Here is a 15,262-nt window from a genome sequence, read left to right on the forward strand (position 1 = left end):
AGCCACGCCGGGCGCGGCTGCGGGCAGAGTTTACCTGTCAGCCACATCCACGATTTTGTGCGAGATCAGAAATTGATTCATAGCGGAAGATCGTGCAGCACCCCGCCAGGCTGTAGCTCATCATCGGCTATCGCGCTGGGAATGAGTGTCGTGCCACCAAAGGAAAAACAGTTTGCGGCCAGCTGCAGCAAAAGATGACAATACATTGATAAATAAAGCGGCCATTTTCGGCCGCTTCCGCTAAGGACAATTGGAGAGTAAGTGCGGGGGTATTATTCAGCGGCAGCTGAATTTAACTCAGCCTTAACCTGTTTTGCCTGTTCGATAAATGCGGTGACCGTTTGCAGACGTGCATACTCCATCGCGCCCACATAGCGCCCGGCATTCACATCGCTCTGCCAGTGCGCGCCACAGATCACCCGGCTCTGACCAAACTCATAGCCGCGTTTAGCCAGCTCCTTAGCCCGCTCAGGTTTTGCCTCAGACAGCACCAGCGCCAGCAGGGTGCCGTAGCTGGTGTGGCCGGACGGATAAGAACCGTTTTTACGCAGTACGGCTTCATCAGCAGGCTGGCAGGTGTGATGGTGGAACACCACGAAAGGACGGGTACGCATGTAGAATTTTTTCGCGGCGTCGGGGGCATAATCTCCGCCCATGATCAGCAGATTCTGCAACATGCTCCACGTGGCCGGCGTTTTGCTGGCGCTGATCGTCACCCCCAGCACCGGAGAAAAGATTTTCGCCATATTATCGACATGCAGATTGGCGTCCTGCGTTGCCTGCTGCCAGCGCGGCGTCCCCTTCATCGCATAGCCTTCCTGATAGGCGGCTTTATCGTAGGTCAAGGCCGGGCTGCCGTCTTTGGGCGGCGGCGGCAGATAGTAATGGCTGTCTACCGCCTGTGCCTGGGTATGGAAAGGCGTCATTTCCGGCGCAGAAGCTGAAGCCTGTACAGAGGCCACTGTCAGTAAAGCACCGCCCACCATCAGGCCAGAGAATAAGAAGTATGGTTTCATTGAAGTTCCCTTTATATGAGTAAAAGCAGGCTTATCCTCACTGAAAGGCAACGCTAATAATGATATCCGGATCTCAATTATCTTTTAATGGGATCTATTTGGATACTTTTGGCACTTAAAATCAAAAACTGTAACTTATTCAATTAATTGAATATAAATCACTTTCCACATGCATCAGATAACAGACATAAAAAAAGCCGGTTTCCCGGCTTTTTAGGTCAATCAATAACAGGCGTTACTTACCGAACATATCTTTAATCCAGCCCGCTACGCCGTCGCCGTCTTTCTGCTCATTTTGCTGCTGCGGCTGACCCTGCTGCGGCTGCTGATTATTTTGCTGCTGTAACATCTGCTGCTGCTGCTGAATCTGCTGCTGCTGTTGCTGGCAAAGCGCATTAGCGTCGGTGGTCCAGACCGGCAGGCTGCGCCAGCTGCTGCTGGCACTGCCACAGACGAAGTTACCCGCTGAATCAACGTTCATACGCGCAATATCTTCCGGCGGCGTCAGGTTTAACGGCATCGGTGCCTGGTTTTCCAGATAGCGACGATAAAGCTGCATCGCACCGCTGGCCCCGTAAAGTTTGGTCGGCTGGTTGTTATCACGACCAATCCAGGTAATCGCCACTTCTTTACCATCAATCCCGGCAAACCAGCTATCGACCAGATTATTGGTGGTGCCCGTTTTACCAGCCAGCATCGCTTTCGGGAACTTCGCACCCAGCGCACGCGCCGTACCGTGGTCAGCCACCTGCTGCATGGTGTACAGCGTCAGGTAAGCCGCCTGCGCCGGAACCGCGCGCTCCGCCTGCGGGAAGCTTTGATAGAGCACGGTGCCATCTTCTGCAATCACGGAGCGCAGCGCCGACAGCGGTGCCCGGCTGCCGCCGCTGGCAATCGTCTGGAAGGCCTGAGCAACTTCAACAGGCGTCAGGTTCAGCGCGCCCAGCAGCATCGCCGGAACGGGTTGCAGCTGATCTTTCGGTACGCCCAGCTTCGTCCAGGTATCCACCACCTGCGGCAGGCCCAGCGTCATACCCAGGTTCACCGTTGGCACGTTCATGGAGTTGGTCAGCGCGTCCACCAGCATCACCTGGCCGCTGAAACGATGGTCATCGTTCTGTGGCTTCCACAGCTGTCCGTTCGGCTGTTTCAGCGCAATCGGGTTATCGGCAATCCAGGTATTCAGGCGGTAGCTATCCGGCTGGCTCAGCGCCGTCAGATAGGTCGCCGGTTTAGCCAGTGACCCGATAGAACGGCGCGCCTGCAGGGCACGGTTATAGCCCGCGAACTGCGGGTCGGCACCGCCAACCATGGCGCGAACTTCGCCGCTGAAGCGGTCAACCACCACCATCGCGGTTTCCAGATCGTTGACGCCGCGCTGCTTACGCAGTGCCGGTATGCCGTCTTCCACCGACTTCTCGGCGGCATCCTGGGAGACCGAATCCAGCGTGGTGAAAATTTTCACGCCGGAAAGATCCTTCACTTTGTCACCGAGTTTCGCCTGCAGCTCGTTACGCACCATCTGCATAAACGCCGGCTGCGGGGTAATCACCCCCCCTTTCGGCTGCACGCCAAGCGGGCGGGCACTGAGCATGTCGTAAAGCTCCTGGTCGATCACCTTCTGCTGTTGCAGCAGACGCAGCACCAGGTTACGGCGCTCCAGCGACAGCTTAGGATTACGCCACGGGTTATACAGCGAGGCTCCTTTCACCATGCCCACCAGCAGCGCCTGCTGGTCAAGGCTCAGCTCATCCACCGGACGACCAAAGTAGTACAGGCTCGCCAGCGGGAAGCCACGGATCTGATCGTTGCCGGCTTGACCGAGATACACCTCATTGAGGTACAGCTCAAGAATGCGGTCTTTGCTGTAGCGCGCATCCATGATCAGCGCCATATAGGCTTCATTGGCTTTACGCCACAGCGAACGCTCATTGGTCAGGAACAGGTTCTTCACCAGCTGCTGGGTCAGCGTACTGCCCCCCTGCACCGCGCGCCCGGCGGTAATGTTGGCGAGGAAAGCACGGCCAATCGAATAAAGGCTGATGCCGTCATGCTGATAGAAGTGGCGGTCTTCCGTTGCCACCAGCGTATCCACCAGCAGGTCCGGGAACCCGGCGCGTGGCACAAACAGGCGCTGTTCACCGTTCGGTGACTGCAACATGGTGATCAGGCGCGGGTCGAGGCGGAAGAAGCCGAAGCTGCGCCCGTTATCAAGGTTCTTGATGTCGCTCAGCTGATCGCCATTAAAGCTCAGGCGCGCGCGGATCTGCCCTTCTTTGCTGTCCGGGAAGTCAAACGGACGGCGGATCATCTCAATGCTGTTGGCCTGGACGGTAAACTCGCCGGGACGCGTCATGCGCGTCACTTCGCGGTACTGCGTCCCTTCCAGCAGCGCAATCATCTCTTTTTTGTTGTACGACATGCCTGGCTCAAGGCTGACCATGCGGCCATACACCGTGGCCGGAAGCTGCCAGACTTTGCCATCAATACGGCTGCGGATCTGCGAATCAAGATAGAAACCATAAATGGCCATCACCACGGCGAAAATCAGGAACAGCTTAAACAGCAGGCCAATCCAGCCTCTTCTTTTACGCGGTGCGCGTCCTTTTCCTTTACGTGGCATTGGGGTTACCTCTTCCTCATCCAGATCGTCATCGTCCTGATTGTCATAGTCATCGTACTCTTCTTCTTCCCTGCGGCGACCACGCCCCGCTTTATTACGCGCAGGCTGGGGCTGTTTTCCTTTACGCCCGATAGGTTCGCGATCGTCAGACATGTCTTTCATTTCTCCAGGGGCAGGCATCGGCCAGGCCGACTACTCTCGTCGTACAACGGCAATTGCGGAACCAGAACCTTCTGAAAGGGGTTAGCCCCGCACGCAAGCGCGACAGAATACCATTTATTACTGACGGGCTTAATCCTGAATTGTTTACATCTATTGCGTGGTTTGCACAAAAAATTATTTATCCTGGTGTAATGACTGAATGACCCGCGCATGTTCACTCGCCTCCAGGCAGACAAACTCCGGCAGCAGGCTGGCAGCGGCCTGTTGCAGCGCATCAATTAACGCCAGCACGCTGGGGCGTGGCGGTCTGGACTGCGGAGTGGTCACGCCAAAGTAGTAAGGGATGTCCACGTCCAGCTGCCGTATCGCCACGCCCGTCACGGGCAGGCCAAAGGCGGTCACCGGTTCAAGAATGGCCACCCCTAACCCTGAACGAATACACGAGAGGATATTCACCGACGAGTTAGTTTCAATCACGCCTGCTGGTTTCACCTTCGCCCGGCGTAACACCTGCTCAAAGCGGCGGCGCAGGCGGTAAGGATTATAGGGGGTGATCAGCTTGCGCGACGCCAGATCGCTCAGCCGTACCTGGCTGTTCTCTGCCAGCGGGTCGTCTTCCCGTAGCGCAATCACACAGCGCGACTGCCCAATCCAGTGAACCTGCGCTCCCTGATGCTCCAGCGGCAGGCTGCTGATCCCCAGCTCCGCCTGACCGGTAATAATGGCGTGCGCCGTCTGCTCAGCGGAATCACTAAGGATCTGTACCGCATCATCCAGCTTCACCTGCGCCAGCGCCAGCGGCAGCAGCCCGGAAGACATTGATGGCGTGGCGGCAATCAGCAGCGGGGTTTTCTCTTCTTTCCAGATTTCATTGGCACGCAGACGGATCTGCTGCAGAGAGGTCAGCGCCGTTTCCACATATTCGTGCAGACGCAGCGCCTGCTCGGTCGGATAGATACGTGGCCCGTTGCGTAAGAACAGTGGGTAACCGAGTGTGGTTTCCAGATCCTGAATCAGCCGCGTGACTGCCGGCTGAGAGCGCTGCAAAACTTTCGCTGCCGCCGTCACACTGCCAGACGAAATGACCGCCGAGAAAGCCTGTAACTGGCGAAGATCAAGATCGTTGAGTGAAGCCATGTTCTGCATCCGGGTATCCTTAATTTTCAGCAGCAACAATTATCATGTGCAATTTTCGAATAAGCTAATTATTAATTAGTATTAAGAAAGCACATACAAACTCATTCATAATGCATTTTTCATATAATTAGTCATTCCTTTTTTTCTCACTTAAACACCGACAAACAGGGGCCAGATCATGTCCGCAGAGGTGACTAACAAAACTGGTTTAGACGCGCTTGAACAGCGTCTGGCTGAGGATTTGTCTTTGCTGGAACTGCCCGCCAAACCCTGGGTGCCCGCCCGCGAGCATCACGGAACCCCCGTGCGTGACGTGGTGGTGATCGGTGCCGGGATGTGTGGCCTTGCCGCCAGCGCAAAACTGATCCTCGGCGGCATCAGTAATATCGTTGCCTATGATGCCGCACCCGCCGGGCGGGAGGGCCCCTGGGTGACGTTTGCGCGCATGGAAACGCTGCGCTCGCCGAAAACGCTGCACGGTCCGGCCCTCGGCCTGCCGCAGCTGACCTTCCGCGCCTGGTTTACGGCACAGTGGGGAGCAGCGGCCTGGGAAGCGCTGGATAAGATCCCGAAAGATCAGTGGATGGAATATTTGATCTGGTATCGCCAGGTGCTGGCGCTGCCGGTGCGCAATAACGTGCGCATCACCGCCATCAGCGCCGCTGACGATCTTATCGCTCTCGATCTTGCCGGGGCGGAAACCGGCCGGGTACTCACCCGCCATCTGGTGCTGGCGACCGGTCGCTCAGGTCTCGGCGGCGTTGCCGTTCCTGATTTTCTGCAGGGGATTGACCGCCACCTGTGGGCGCACTCTGCTGCTGATATCGATTTTGCCGCGCTGCGGGGCAAGCGTCTGGCCGTGATCGGGGCCGGTGCCTCATCCATGGATAATGCCGCTACGGCGCTGGAATCGGGTGCCGATTCGGTTGACCTGCTGATCCGCCGTCAGGCGATGCCGCGTATCAACAAGATGACCGGCATCGGCAGTCAGGGCGTGGTCCACGGCATGCATCTGCTGCCCGATGGCTGGAAGTGGAAATTTGTTGATTACACCGCCACGACCCAGACGCCGCCTCCGCGCTCCTCAACGCTGCGCGTATCCCGTCATACCAATGCCCGCTTCCTGCTCGACTGCGCTATCAGGTCCGTCAGGCAGGAAGGGGAAGCGCTGCTGATTGACACGCCTCACGGAACGCTGCGCTACGACTTCCTGATTGCCGCCACCGGTTTTTCCAACGACTTTAGCGGACGACCGGAGTTTGCCGCGCTGGCGCCGCATATCCGCACCTGGTCGGATGGCCGTTACCGCGCAGAGATGGGTACAGCGCGCCCGGAAATGCTGGCATCACCGGATCTCGGCCCGGCGTTTGAATTCCGCGAACGCGTGCCCGGTGCCTGCCCGATGCTGGCGCGTATTCACTGCTTCAACGACGCTGCGATGCTGACGCACGGCAAGGTGTCCGGCGATATCCCGGCGGTCAGCGCCGGAGCCGACCGGCTGGTGCGCGGTATCAGCGCCGCGTTATTTGCTGAAGACGTTGAGGCGCACTTTGCCAGCCTCCAGGCTTACGACATCCCTGAACTTCAGGGGGATGAATGGACTGACTCCACTCCCCAACTTGATAAGGACAACGCACTGTGACTGATGCTATCGACCAGGCTGCGGGCCTGACGGCGGATGATGCGCTGTATCAGACCCGGCGCTTTCGCCCGGAATTCGTCGGGGGGGCCGAACTGTGTCGCCTCTCCGTATTACAGCCGGAAAACGATCAGGGGCTGTCTACAGACTGGCGGCTGGCCGTCGCCCTGCGCATCGCGACGCTGAACGCCGATGCGCCGCTGATGGCAGACTATGCGTCGCAGCTGGCGGCGCTGACGCCGGATGACGCACTGCTGGCCTTTGCCCGTGGCGCCAGCGTCAGCAGCGAGCCGCTGGCAACCCTGGCGCGCCACGTTGATCTGGTCACGCTGACGCCGGGTAAAGCCGAAGCGGAAACCATTACCCGGCTGGCCAGTGCCGGATGGAATAACCCCCAAATCGTCGCACTCTCCGAGCTGATCGCCTTCGTCAACTTCCAGACCAGAGTGGCCAGCGGGCTGCGCCTGATGAGGTTGCCATGATCCCTTCCGTCACCCTGAAGCCACTGACCTGGCATCCGTACATCGCCCCGGTTGAGGTTGCAGAAGCCACGCCGGCGCAGATTGAGGCGATGAAGGTCACGCCGTCCAACAAGAAGATTTCGCCGTATGTGCGCACGCTGGCACACGACCCGGAAAGCTATGTCGCCCGCACCGTGCTGTTCAACGCCATTATGTATGTGGACGGCGGTCTGCCGCACCCCGACCGCGAACTGGGTGCGCTGGGTGCTTCCATCGTCAATGGCTGTAAGTTCTGCGCCGTGGTCCATGCCCGTCGCCACGCGCATCTGACCCAAAGCAACGACGTGGTCAGCGCCCTCTATTTCGACCAGCCAGAGCAACTTGGCCCACGCGATGCGGCCATCTACCGCTTTGCCCGTCGTCTGTCGGCGGTACCGTCGCAGGCCACGGCAGAGGATATCGCCGGGTTGCGGGCCACGGGCATGAACGACGTTGATATCGTCGACCTGATTCACGCCATCTCCATTTTCGGCTGGGCAAACCGCCTGATGCACGTTCTCGGCCATGCCGATAGCGGGTTGAAGTAACGTAACGCCAGCGCTGCGCAAGGAAATCGATCACCATGCTTGAACTTGAAAATATTAAGCTCGCCTATGGCAACACGCCGATTCTGAAAGGCGTCAATCTCTCGGTAAAACGCGGGGATGTGCTGTCGATTATTGGCCCCAGCGGCACGGGAAAAACCACGCTGCTGCGCTGCATTAACTCGCTGGCGAAACCCGCCTCCGGGCACATTACCTTCGACCAGATCCGCATGGATTATCAGGCGGTGGACAAAGCCGCCGTACAGGCGATCCGTCTGCGTACGGCGATGGTATTCCAGCAGTTTAACGTGTTCAAAAACATGACGGTGCTGCAGAACGTCATGGACCCGTTGATCGTCGTCCAGCGCAAATCGGCTGACGAGGCGCGCAGAATTGCACTGGAGGAGCTGGACCGCGTCGGGCTGTCTGACAAGCACGATCGCTATCCGTCGCAGCTTTCCGGCGGGCAGCTCCAGAGAACCGGCATCGCGCGGGCGCTGGCGGTCCGGCCGGATGTGATCCTGTTTGATGAACCGACCTCCTCCCTGGATCCGGAGCTGGTAGGCGAAGTGCTGAAAGTGATCAAAGACGTGACGTCATCCGGCATCACCTCGCTGCTGGTCACCCATGAGATGCAGTTTGCTAAAAATGTCTCTAACCGCATTGTCTTTATGGATCAGGGCGTCGTTGCGGCCGAAGGAAGCCCGGCAGAGATTTTCGACACGCCCGCCAGTCCACGGCTCGCGCAGTTCCTGCAATCCGAACACTCACTTTACTAATAAGGATAATAAAAATGCCTGCAAACACGTCTACCTTCCGTCGTCGCCTGACCCTCGCGTTACTGGGCGGTGTCGCCTTCGCGGCATCAGGCATCAGTTCCGTCTCTGCCCAGACGCCGGTCCGCACCATTAAAGTCGCCACGGCGGCAGAGTCCAAGCCGCTCTCCTGGGGAGCCATCGGCCATGAGCCACAGGGCTACGAGCCGGATCTGCTCAGAGCGATCAACGCTAAGCTGCCGCAATACCGCTTTGTGCTGGAGGGGGCCGCCGATATTGCTCAGGAAACCGGCCTTGCCACCGGCAAATATGATATGGCCACCGGCGGCTTCTACACCGCCCCGGCGCGCAGCAAACAGTTCCTGATCCCGGCCACCCCGATGGGGGCCAGCCTGATGAAGATCTACAGCCGTAAAGACAGCAACATCAATACGATGAAAGATCTGGTGGGTAAGAAGATTGTGCCGGTCACCGCAGGTGGAGGCGTGTATAAATTTGTCACCCAGTGGCAGCAGGAGAACCCGGACTCTGCGGTGAAAATCTCTGCTTCCAGCGCGGGTATCCCCTACCCGGACCGCCTGAAAGAGGTGCAGCGCGGCAAATATGATGCGCTGATCCTGCCGTCAAACCTCGGCGAGCAGACGGTGATCGACAATCAGAAACTCGACATCAAAGCGAGCGAGCCGGTCTCAATCAACAATACTTATGTGCTGATCCACCGCTCCGACGACAATCAAAAGCTGGCGGATGACATCAACGAAACGCTGAAAACGCTGAAAGCCGACGGCACGCTGGACAAGCTTTCGCAGAAGTGGTTTGGCGAAGATGTTGTTAAATATATGAAATAACCCTGACGCTGGCCCGGTACTCTGCCGGGTCAGCGGTCAATGCTGAACTCATTATCAGGAGTGTTTCACTATGGATCTCACCACCATGATCCCAGAGCTACTCTCGGCCCTGCCGCTGACGCTCGCGATTATGTTTGTGGCGCTGATCGTCGGCTTTGTGCTGGCGTTGATTGCCACAACGTTCCGGGTTCGCAGAATACCGGTGCTAAGCCAGCTGGCGGACCTTTATGTTTCCTACGCCCGCAGTGTGCCCGTGGTGCTGCAACTGTTCGTCGCCTTCTACGGGCTGCCGGTGTTTGTCGCCGTGTTTGGGATGAAAGATTTTGTCACCCCGACGCTGGCGTCGATGGTCGGGCTGAGCCTGTATCACGGCGGCTATCTGTCAGAGGTGATCCGCCCGGCCTGGCTGGCGGTTGAACGTGGGCAGCACGATGCGGCAGACAGCCTGGGTTACAGCTTCTGGCAGAAACTCACCCGCGTGGCGGGACCGCAGGCGCTGCATATCGCCCTGCCCGGCTACGGCAATGCCGTGATCTACATGATCCACAACGTGGCGCTGGTGATGTATATCGGCGCGGCCGATATCATGGCGACGGCGCATCTGGTAATGGAGCGTGACTACAACCAGTACCAGTTTGGCACCTACCTGGTGCTGGGCGTGATCTATTCGCTGCTGTGCCTGATTTCCTGGCTGATTGTGCGCTTCTTTGAACGCCGTCTCGCCCGGTACACGTCGAAAACCGCTCCGTCCAGAATAAAGCTCACGGCGAGTCTCTGATAAGAGAAGGGAATAACTATGTTTGATTTAGATGTGCTGCTGCCGGATTTCCTCAGCATCCTCGACGCTGTGCCGTTAACACTGATGATGGCCGTAACGATTTTTCTCTTCTCCACGCTGGTGGGTGGCCTGTTTGCGCTGGTGGAATATCGCCGCATTCCGCTGCTGCACCCTCTGGTGATCGTCTATAAGGTGGCCTTTAAGGGCGTGCCGATGGTGGTGATGATTTTCCTCGCCTACTACGGTCTGCCCCCGGCACTGCATTTCAGCGCCTCCCTGATTGGCATTGACTATAACGGTCATTCAATGCCGAACTGGGTGATCGTCATCGTCGCCCTGACGGCCTGCGTGGCGGCGTTCCAGGCCGAGGTGATCAAAGGGGCACTGAACTCCTTTGATCACGGTCAGTCAGAGGCGGCGCAGTCGTTGGGCTATTCCAACTTCCAGCTGTTCCGCCGGGTGCTGTTTCCCCAGGTGATCATTGCGGCCATCCCCGACCTGGCAAACTCCTTCATGGTGATCATGAAGGCGCTTTCTCTCGCCTTTGCTATTGAAGTGGTGGATATCTTTGCTCAGGCGCAGCTGACGGCCGCGCTGAACTACTACTATCTCGAAGCGTTCCTTGTGGCGGTGGTGTTCTATATGACCATTGCCTGGGTCATCACCAAAGTCGCTGACAGGCTGGAGGCGGCGCTCAGGATCCGAACCTGAGCCAGCCGCCTGCCCCGGCGGCAGGGATCACTTTTTACCGGCCGCGGGCGAAAAGCGTTTCACCCGGCTGGTCGGCAGGGTGTTTGCCGGATCGTCAGGCCACAGATGTTTGGGATAGCGCCCCTTCATCTCTTTCTGCACTTCCCGGTATGCGCCTGACCAGAACCCCGCGAGATCGCGGGTGATCTGCAGCGGACGCTGGGCCGGGGATAGCAGCTCCAGCACCAGCGGCACGCGGCCGTGCGCGACGCTGGGGTTTTGCGCCTCACCGTACATCTCCTGCAGCCGCACCGCCAGCGCCGGGGGTTTATCCTGATGGTAATGGATCGGTAACCGGCTGCCGGTCGGCACCACATAGTGCGTCGGCAGTGCCGAATCCAGCTGCTGACGCTGCGCCCAGCTCAGCGGCGAGAGTAAAGCACTGACGATATCCACCTGACGCAGGCCTTTGGCATCGCGCACGCCGCGCATGGCGGGCAGCAGCCACTGTTCCAGCGCGTCCAGCAGGGCAGGTTCCTGCGCATCGGGCCAGCCGGCTTCCGGCAGCCACTGCGCGGCGCAGACCAGCCGCAGGCGCAGCTGTTCGGCCTGCGGTGTCCAGTTAAGCACCGACAGCCCTTTACTGCGCACCCAGCGCAGCATGGCGGCGTGCAGCTCGCCCTCTTCGGGCTTTGCCAGCGGCTGCGATTTCAGCACCAGCTGACCAATCTGCTCACGACGCCAGGCGCGCAGCGTGCCTTTGTCCTCGTCCCATTCCACTTCGGTCTGCTGTTGTACCAGCGACGGACGCTGGCCAATCAGGCGGTCAATATCCAGCGGCAGCGCCTGCAAAATGCGCGCATCGGGCTGGCCGTTACCCTGCAACAGAGCAGGGGCGATGAGCCATTCATAGCGCGTTAAACCGTCTTCTCGGTCCAGCGCCGCGCCGCTGCCGTTGGCGAGCTGGTAACGGCCATCCATGCCGCGCCGCCGCGCCACCCGGTCGGGAAACGCCGCTGCCAGCAGAGGGGCGATAAGATCGTCGTTCACGCGTCCTCCGCTGATATTCAGCCGCTGCTGCAGCTGCCGTGCGCGGCGCTGCCACTGTGGCAGACGACGCTGGAAACTGTCGCGCAGGTCGGCGCTGCCGCGTACCGGCTCTTCCAGCATCGCGACCAGCTCCGCCGCCGTCGCCACCGCATCGGCATCATTCCCGGCGGCTATCAGCAGCGCAGCAAAGCGGGGTTCACTGCCCAGCGACGCCATTTTACGCCCGTCAGCCGTCAGTCTGCCGGCGTCGTCCGTCGCGCCCAGCTGGTGCAGCAGTTGACGCGCCGCCGCCATCCCGGCGGCCGGAGGAACATCCAGCCACTTCAGCTGGCTGACATCCTGGCAGCCCCACTGCAACAGATCGAGCCACAGCGCGGCGAGGTCGCTGGTGAGGATCTCCGGGTCGCTGTGCGCTGCGGCGCGCTCGGCCTGATCTTTCGCCATCAGATGCAGACAGATACCGGGTTCGAGTCGCCCCGCACGCCCGGCGCGCTGGGTCATCGACGCCTGGCTGACGCGCTGCGTTTGCAGGCCGGTCACTCCGCTGCGCACGTCAAACTGCGCGCTGCGTTCCAGCGCACTGTCCACCACCAGGCGGATGCCCTCGATGGTCAGACTGGTCTCTGCGATATTGGTCGCCAGCACCACTTTACGCCGCCCTGCCGGGGAGGGCAGGATCGCCCGGCGCTGCTCCGCCAGCGACAGCGCACCGTAAAGCGGGCAGAGGTCAACGTCGCTGGCGACGCTTTGCGCCAGCTGGGTTTGCACGCGCTGAATCTCAGCCACGCCGGGCAGGAACAGCAGCATTGAGCCGGACTCCTCACGCAGCAGCTGGCTGGCCTGGCGGGCCACCGCCTCGTCAAAACGCAGCTGTGCGGGCAGCGGCTGATAGCGGCGTTCGACCGGGAATGAACGCCCTTCCGAGCTGATGAGCGGTGCCTGCGGCAGCCATTCGCGCAGCCGGGCATTGTCCAGCGTGGCGGACATAATCAGCACCCTGAGGTCATCGCGCAGGCCGCCCTGCACGTCGAGCAGCAGCGCCAGCGCCAGGTCGCCCTGCAGGCTGCGCTCGTGGAATTCATCAAGGATCACCAGCGAAACCCCTTCCAGCATCGGATCCTGTTGCAGCATGCGCGTCAGAATGCCCTCGGTGACCACTTCCAGCCGGGTTCCCTTGCCCGTGCGGCTCTCGCCGCGCATGCGGTAACCGACGGTCGCACCGGGTTCTTCGCCCAGCAGTTCAGCCAGCCGCTGCGCCACGTTTCGCGCCGCCAGCCTGCGCGGCTCCAGCAGCAGAATACGCCCGCTGAACCCGGCCTGCTGCAGGATCTGTAACGGCAGCCAGGTGGATTTCCCGGCCCCGGTGGGAGCCGCCAGCAGCACCTGGGATGAAGTCTGCAACGCCGTTAACAGCTCGGGTAGCACGGCACTGACCGGTAATGAACTCACGTTATGCTCCATAACAGCATGGTCTTAAAGGGGCGGGCATTGTAGCATTCCCGCTGTTGATTTACCGGAGGACGCCATGGGCGAACAAAAACGGCTGTTTTTCGGCCTTGAGCTGCCGGATGAATGCAAACAACAGATTATCCAGTGGCGTGCGCAGACCTTTCCCGCCGATGCCGGGCGACCGGTGGGCGCTGACAGCCTGCATCTGACGCTGGCGTACCTCGGTGAGGTCAGCGCGGCTAAACAGCAGGCGCTGATGCAGCTGGCCGGTCGCATCCGGCAGCCGCCGTTTACGCTGACGCTGGATGATGCCGGCCACTGGCCGCGCTCCGGCGTGGTGTGGCTCGGTCCACGCCAGGCGGCGCGCGGGCTGTTGCAGCTGGCGGAATTATTACGTTCGCAGGCAGCGCGCAGCGGATGCTTTCAAAGTGCGCAGCCGTTTCATCCGCATGTCACATTACTGCGTAACGCTTTGACGCCGCTATCGCTGCCGCCGCGCAATTTTCACTGGTCGCTACCCGTCGGGCGCTTTGTGCTGTTTCAGTCTCACTTTGCCCGCGGGCGTACCCGCTATCAGGAGATAGCGGGCTGGACACTACGATAAGGAATTCCTATGGAATTTTTTCCCGCTTTACAGCCGGCGCGGCTGATAAAACGTTATAAGCGTTTTCTCGCCGACGTTGTGACGCCGCAAGGGGAAGCCCTGACCATTCACTGCGCCAATACCGGCGCAATGACCGGCTGTGCAACGCCAGGCGATACGGTCTGGTATTCGACCTCTGCCAGCCTGACGCGGAAATACCCGCACAGCTGGGAGTTAACCGAAACTCAGCAGGGGCACTGGATTTGCGTGAATACGTTACGCGCAAACGGTCTTGTGCGTGAAGCACTAACCGCCGCTCTTATTCCCGAGCTCTGCGGTTACGATACGCTGCTGCCTGAAGTGAAATATGGCAGTGAAAACAGCCGGATTGATTTCCTGTTACAGGCAGATAATCGCAGTAACTGCTATATTGAAGTCAAATCCGTGACGCTGTTACAGCAGGGTAAAGGGTATTTTCCGGATGCGGTGACCACGCGGGGTCAGAAGCATTTGCGCGAACTGATGCAGATTGCGCAATCTGGCCAGCGGGCGGTACTGTTCTTCGCCGTTCTGCATTCGGGGATTGAGGACGTTTCCCCCGCGCGTCACATCGATGCACGCTACGCGGAACTACTGGCACAGGCACAGCAGAGTGGTGTAGAAATCCTCTGCTATAAGGCACAGTTATCACCGCAGGGGATTGTGCTACAAAATGCCCTCACGGTGGAGTTGTAAAACCTGATGCAATTTGCTTTGATACGCCGCAATACAGACTGGTCAGACGTTGAGTGGCTGTTTTAAGGCGTGTGAGTTTTGGCACCGAATACGCTTTTCCTCACAGGCTTGTCAAGGCACGATCAGGAATAATTGCTAACCTTAATCGCTTCTGTTATTTATAGCGGCCTGTTTTTTTCCCCAACGGGGATAGATATTCCTTAATTGTCCGGCCGGAGCAGTAAAGGTCTGGAAAAATTCAAGGGTATAGTGCGTGTTATCCAGGAGAAACAACATGCAAGAAGGGCAAAACCGTAAAACATCGTCCCTGAGTATTCTCGCCATCGCTGGGGTGGAGCCGTACCAAGAGAAGCCAGGCGAAGAGTATATGAACGAAGCCCAGCTGGAGCACTTCAAGAAAATTCTTGAAGCCTGGCGTAACCAGCTTCGGGATGAAGTGGATCGCACTGTTTCGCACATGCAAGATGAAGCCGCTAACTTCCCTGATCCGGCTGACCGTGCCACTCAGGAAGAAGAGTTTAGTCTTGAACTGCGTAACCGCGACCGTGAGCGCAAACTGATCAAAAAGATCGAGAAGACGCTGAAGAAAGTGCTGGATGACGATTTTGGCTACTGTGAATCCTGTGGCGTTGAAATCGGTATTCGTCGCCTTGAAGCGCGTCCTACCGCCGATCTTTGCATTGACTGTAAAACGCTGGCGGAAATCCGCGAGAAACAAATGGCCGGTTAAC

14 protein-coding genes are annotated in these 15,262 nt (G+C 58.9%); 10 read left to right on the plus strand and 4 right to left on the minus strand.

The window, feature by feature from the left end; translation table 11 throughout:
• Positions 1–272: 272 nt before the first annotated feature.
• The 3 genes from ABEH87_RS10180 to ABEH87_RS10190 all read right to left on the minus strand — a co-directional run bounded on the left by ABEH87_RS10180 (position 273) and on the right by ABEH87_RS10190 (position 4,938).
• A complete protein-coding gene (locus ABEH87_RS10180) occupies positions 273–986 on the minus strand; it encodes a phosphatase PAP2 family protein (protein ID WP_346576683.1) in 714 nt (237 codons plus the stop codon).
• A gap of 265 nt (positions 987–1,251) precedes the next feature.
• Complete coding sequence (mrcB, locus tag ABEH87_RS10185; RefSeq protein ID WP_346576684.1) at positions 1,252–3,792, minus strand: bifunctional glycosyl transferase/transpeptidase; 2,541 nt, start codon at positions 3,790–3,792, stop codon at positions 1,252–1,254.
• Between the two features lie 183 nt (positions 3,793–3,975).
• Entirely contained in the window at positions 3,976–4,938 is a 963-nt protein-coding gene (locus tag ABEH87_RS10190; protein WP_346576685.1) for a LysR family transcriptional regulator, read from the minus strand.
• Positions 4,939–5,116: 178 nt separating this feature from the next.
• On the opposite strand from ABEH87_RS10190, the gene ABEH87_RS10195 reads away from it, so the two are divergent.
• The 7 genes from ABEH87_RS10195 to ABEH87_RS10225 all read left to right on the plus strand — a co-directional run bounded on the left by ABEH87_RS10195 (position 5,117) and on the right by ABEH87_RS10225 (position 10,735).
• Positions 5,117–6,580: an NAD(P)/FAD-dependent oxidoreductase gene (locus tag ABEH87_RS10195; RefSeq protein ID WP_346576274.1), complete on the plus strand. Its 1,464-nt coding sequence runs from the start codon at positions 5,117–5,119 to the stop codon at positions 6,578–6,580.
• Complete coding sequence (locus tag ABEH87_RS10200; RefSeq protein WP_346576275.1) at positions 6,577–7,059, plus strand: hypothetical protein; 483 nt, start codon at positions 6,577–6,579, stop codon at positions 7,057–7,059. Before ABEH87_RS10195 ends, ABEH87_RS10200 begins: the two co-directional genes overlap by 4 nt.
• On the plus strand, positions 7,056–7,625 hold the full coding sequence (locus tag ABEH87_RS10205; protein ID WP_346576276.1) for a peroxidase-related enzyme: 570 nt from the start codon (positions 7,056–7,058) through the stop codon (positions 7,623–7,625). The genes ABEH87_RS10200 and ABEH87_RS10205 overlap by 4 nt, the downstream gene beginning before the upstream one ends.
• Before the next feature lie 35 nt (positions 7,626–7,660).
• Positions 7,661–8,401 carry an amino acid ABC transporter ATP-binding protein gene (locus ABEH87_RS10210; RefSeq protein ID WP_346576277.1) on the plus strand — a complete coding sequence of 247 codons (741 nt, stop codon included), beginning with the start codon at positions 7,661–7,663 and terminating at the stop codon, positions 8,399–8,401.
• Positions 8,402–8,415: 14 nt separating this feature from the next.
• Positions 8,416–9,246, plus strand: coding sequence for a transporter substrate-binding domain-containing protein (locus ABEH87_RS10215; RefSeq protein WP_346576278.1), 831 nt, complete (start codon positions 8,416–8,418; stop codon positions 9,244–9,246).
• Between the two features lie 70 nt (positions 9,247–9,316).
• Positions 9,317–10,024 (plus strand): amino acid ABC transporter permease, encoded by a 708-nt coding sequence (locus ABEH87_RS10220; protein WP_346576279.1) that lies wholly within the window; start codon positions 9,317–9,319, stop codon positions 10,022–10,024.
• Between the two features lie 18 nt (positions 10,025–10,042).
• A complete protein-coding gene (locus ABEH87_RS10225; protein WP_346576280.1) occupies positions 10,043–10,735 on the plus strand; it encodes an amino acid ABC transporter permease in 693 nt (230 codons plus the stop codon).
• A 27-nt stretch (positions 10,736–10,762) separates the two neighbouring features.
• Here ABEH87_RS10225 and hrpB read toward each other — a convergent pair whose 3' ends face one another.
• Positions 10,763–13,213 (minus strand): ATP-dependent helicase HrpB, encoded by a 2,451-nt coding sequence (gene hrpB / locus ABEH87_RS10230; protein ID WP_346576281.1) that lies wholly within the window; start codon positions 13,211–13,213, stop codon positions 10,763–10,765.
• 76 nt (positions 13,214–13,289) lie between these two features.
• On the opposite strand from hrpB, the gene thpR reads away from it, so the two are divergent.
• The 3 genes from thpR (at position 13,290) to dksA (ending at position 15,261) form a co-directional block, all read left to right on the plus strand.
• Positions 13,290–13,817, plus strand: coding sequence for an RNA 2',3'-cyclic phosphodiesterase (gene thpR, locus ABEH87_RS10235; RefSeq protein WP_346576282.1), 528 nt, complete (start codon positions 13,290–13,292; stop codon positions 13,815–13,817).
• A gap of 9 nt (positions 13,818–13,826) precedes the next feature.
• Complete coding sequence (sfsA, locus tag ABEH87_RS10240) at positions 13,827–14,531, plus strand: DNA/RNA nuclease SfsA (RefSeq protein WP_346576283.1); 705 nt, start codon at positions 13,827–13,829, stop codon at positions 14,529–14,531.
• 274 nt (positions 14,532–14,805) lie between these two features.
• Positions 14,806–15,261: an RNA polymerase-binding protein DksA gene (gene dksA / locus ABEH87_RS10245; protein WP_062747161.1), complete on the plus strand. Its 456-nt coding sequence runs from the start codon at positions 14,806–14,808 to the stop codon at positions 15,259–15,261.
• Position 15,262: the final 1 nt, after the last annotated feature.

It is taken from the genome of Erwinia sp. Eh17-17, assembly GCF_039675725.1.
In the GTDB taxonomy this organism is placed as follows: Bacteria; Pseudomonadota; Gammaproteobacteria; order Enterobacterales; family Enterobacteriaceae; genus Erwinia.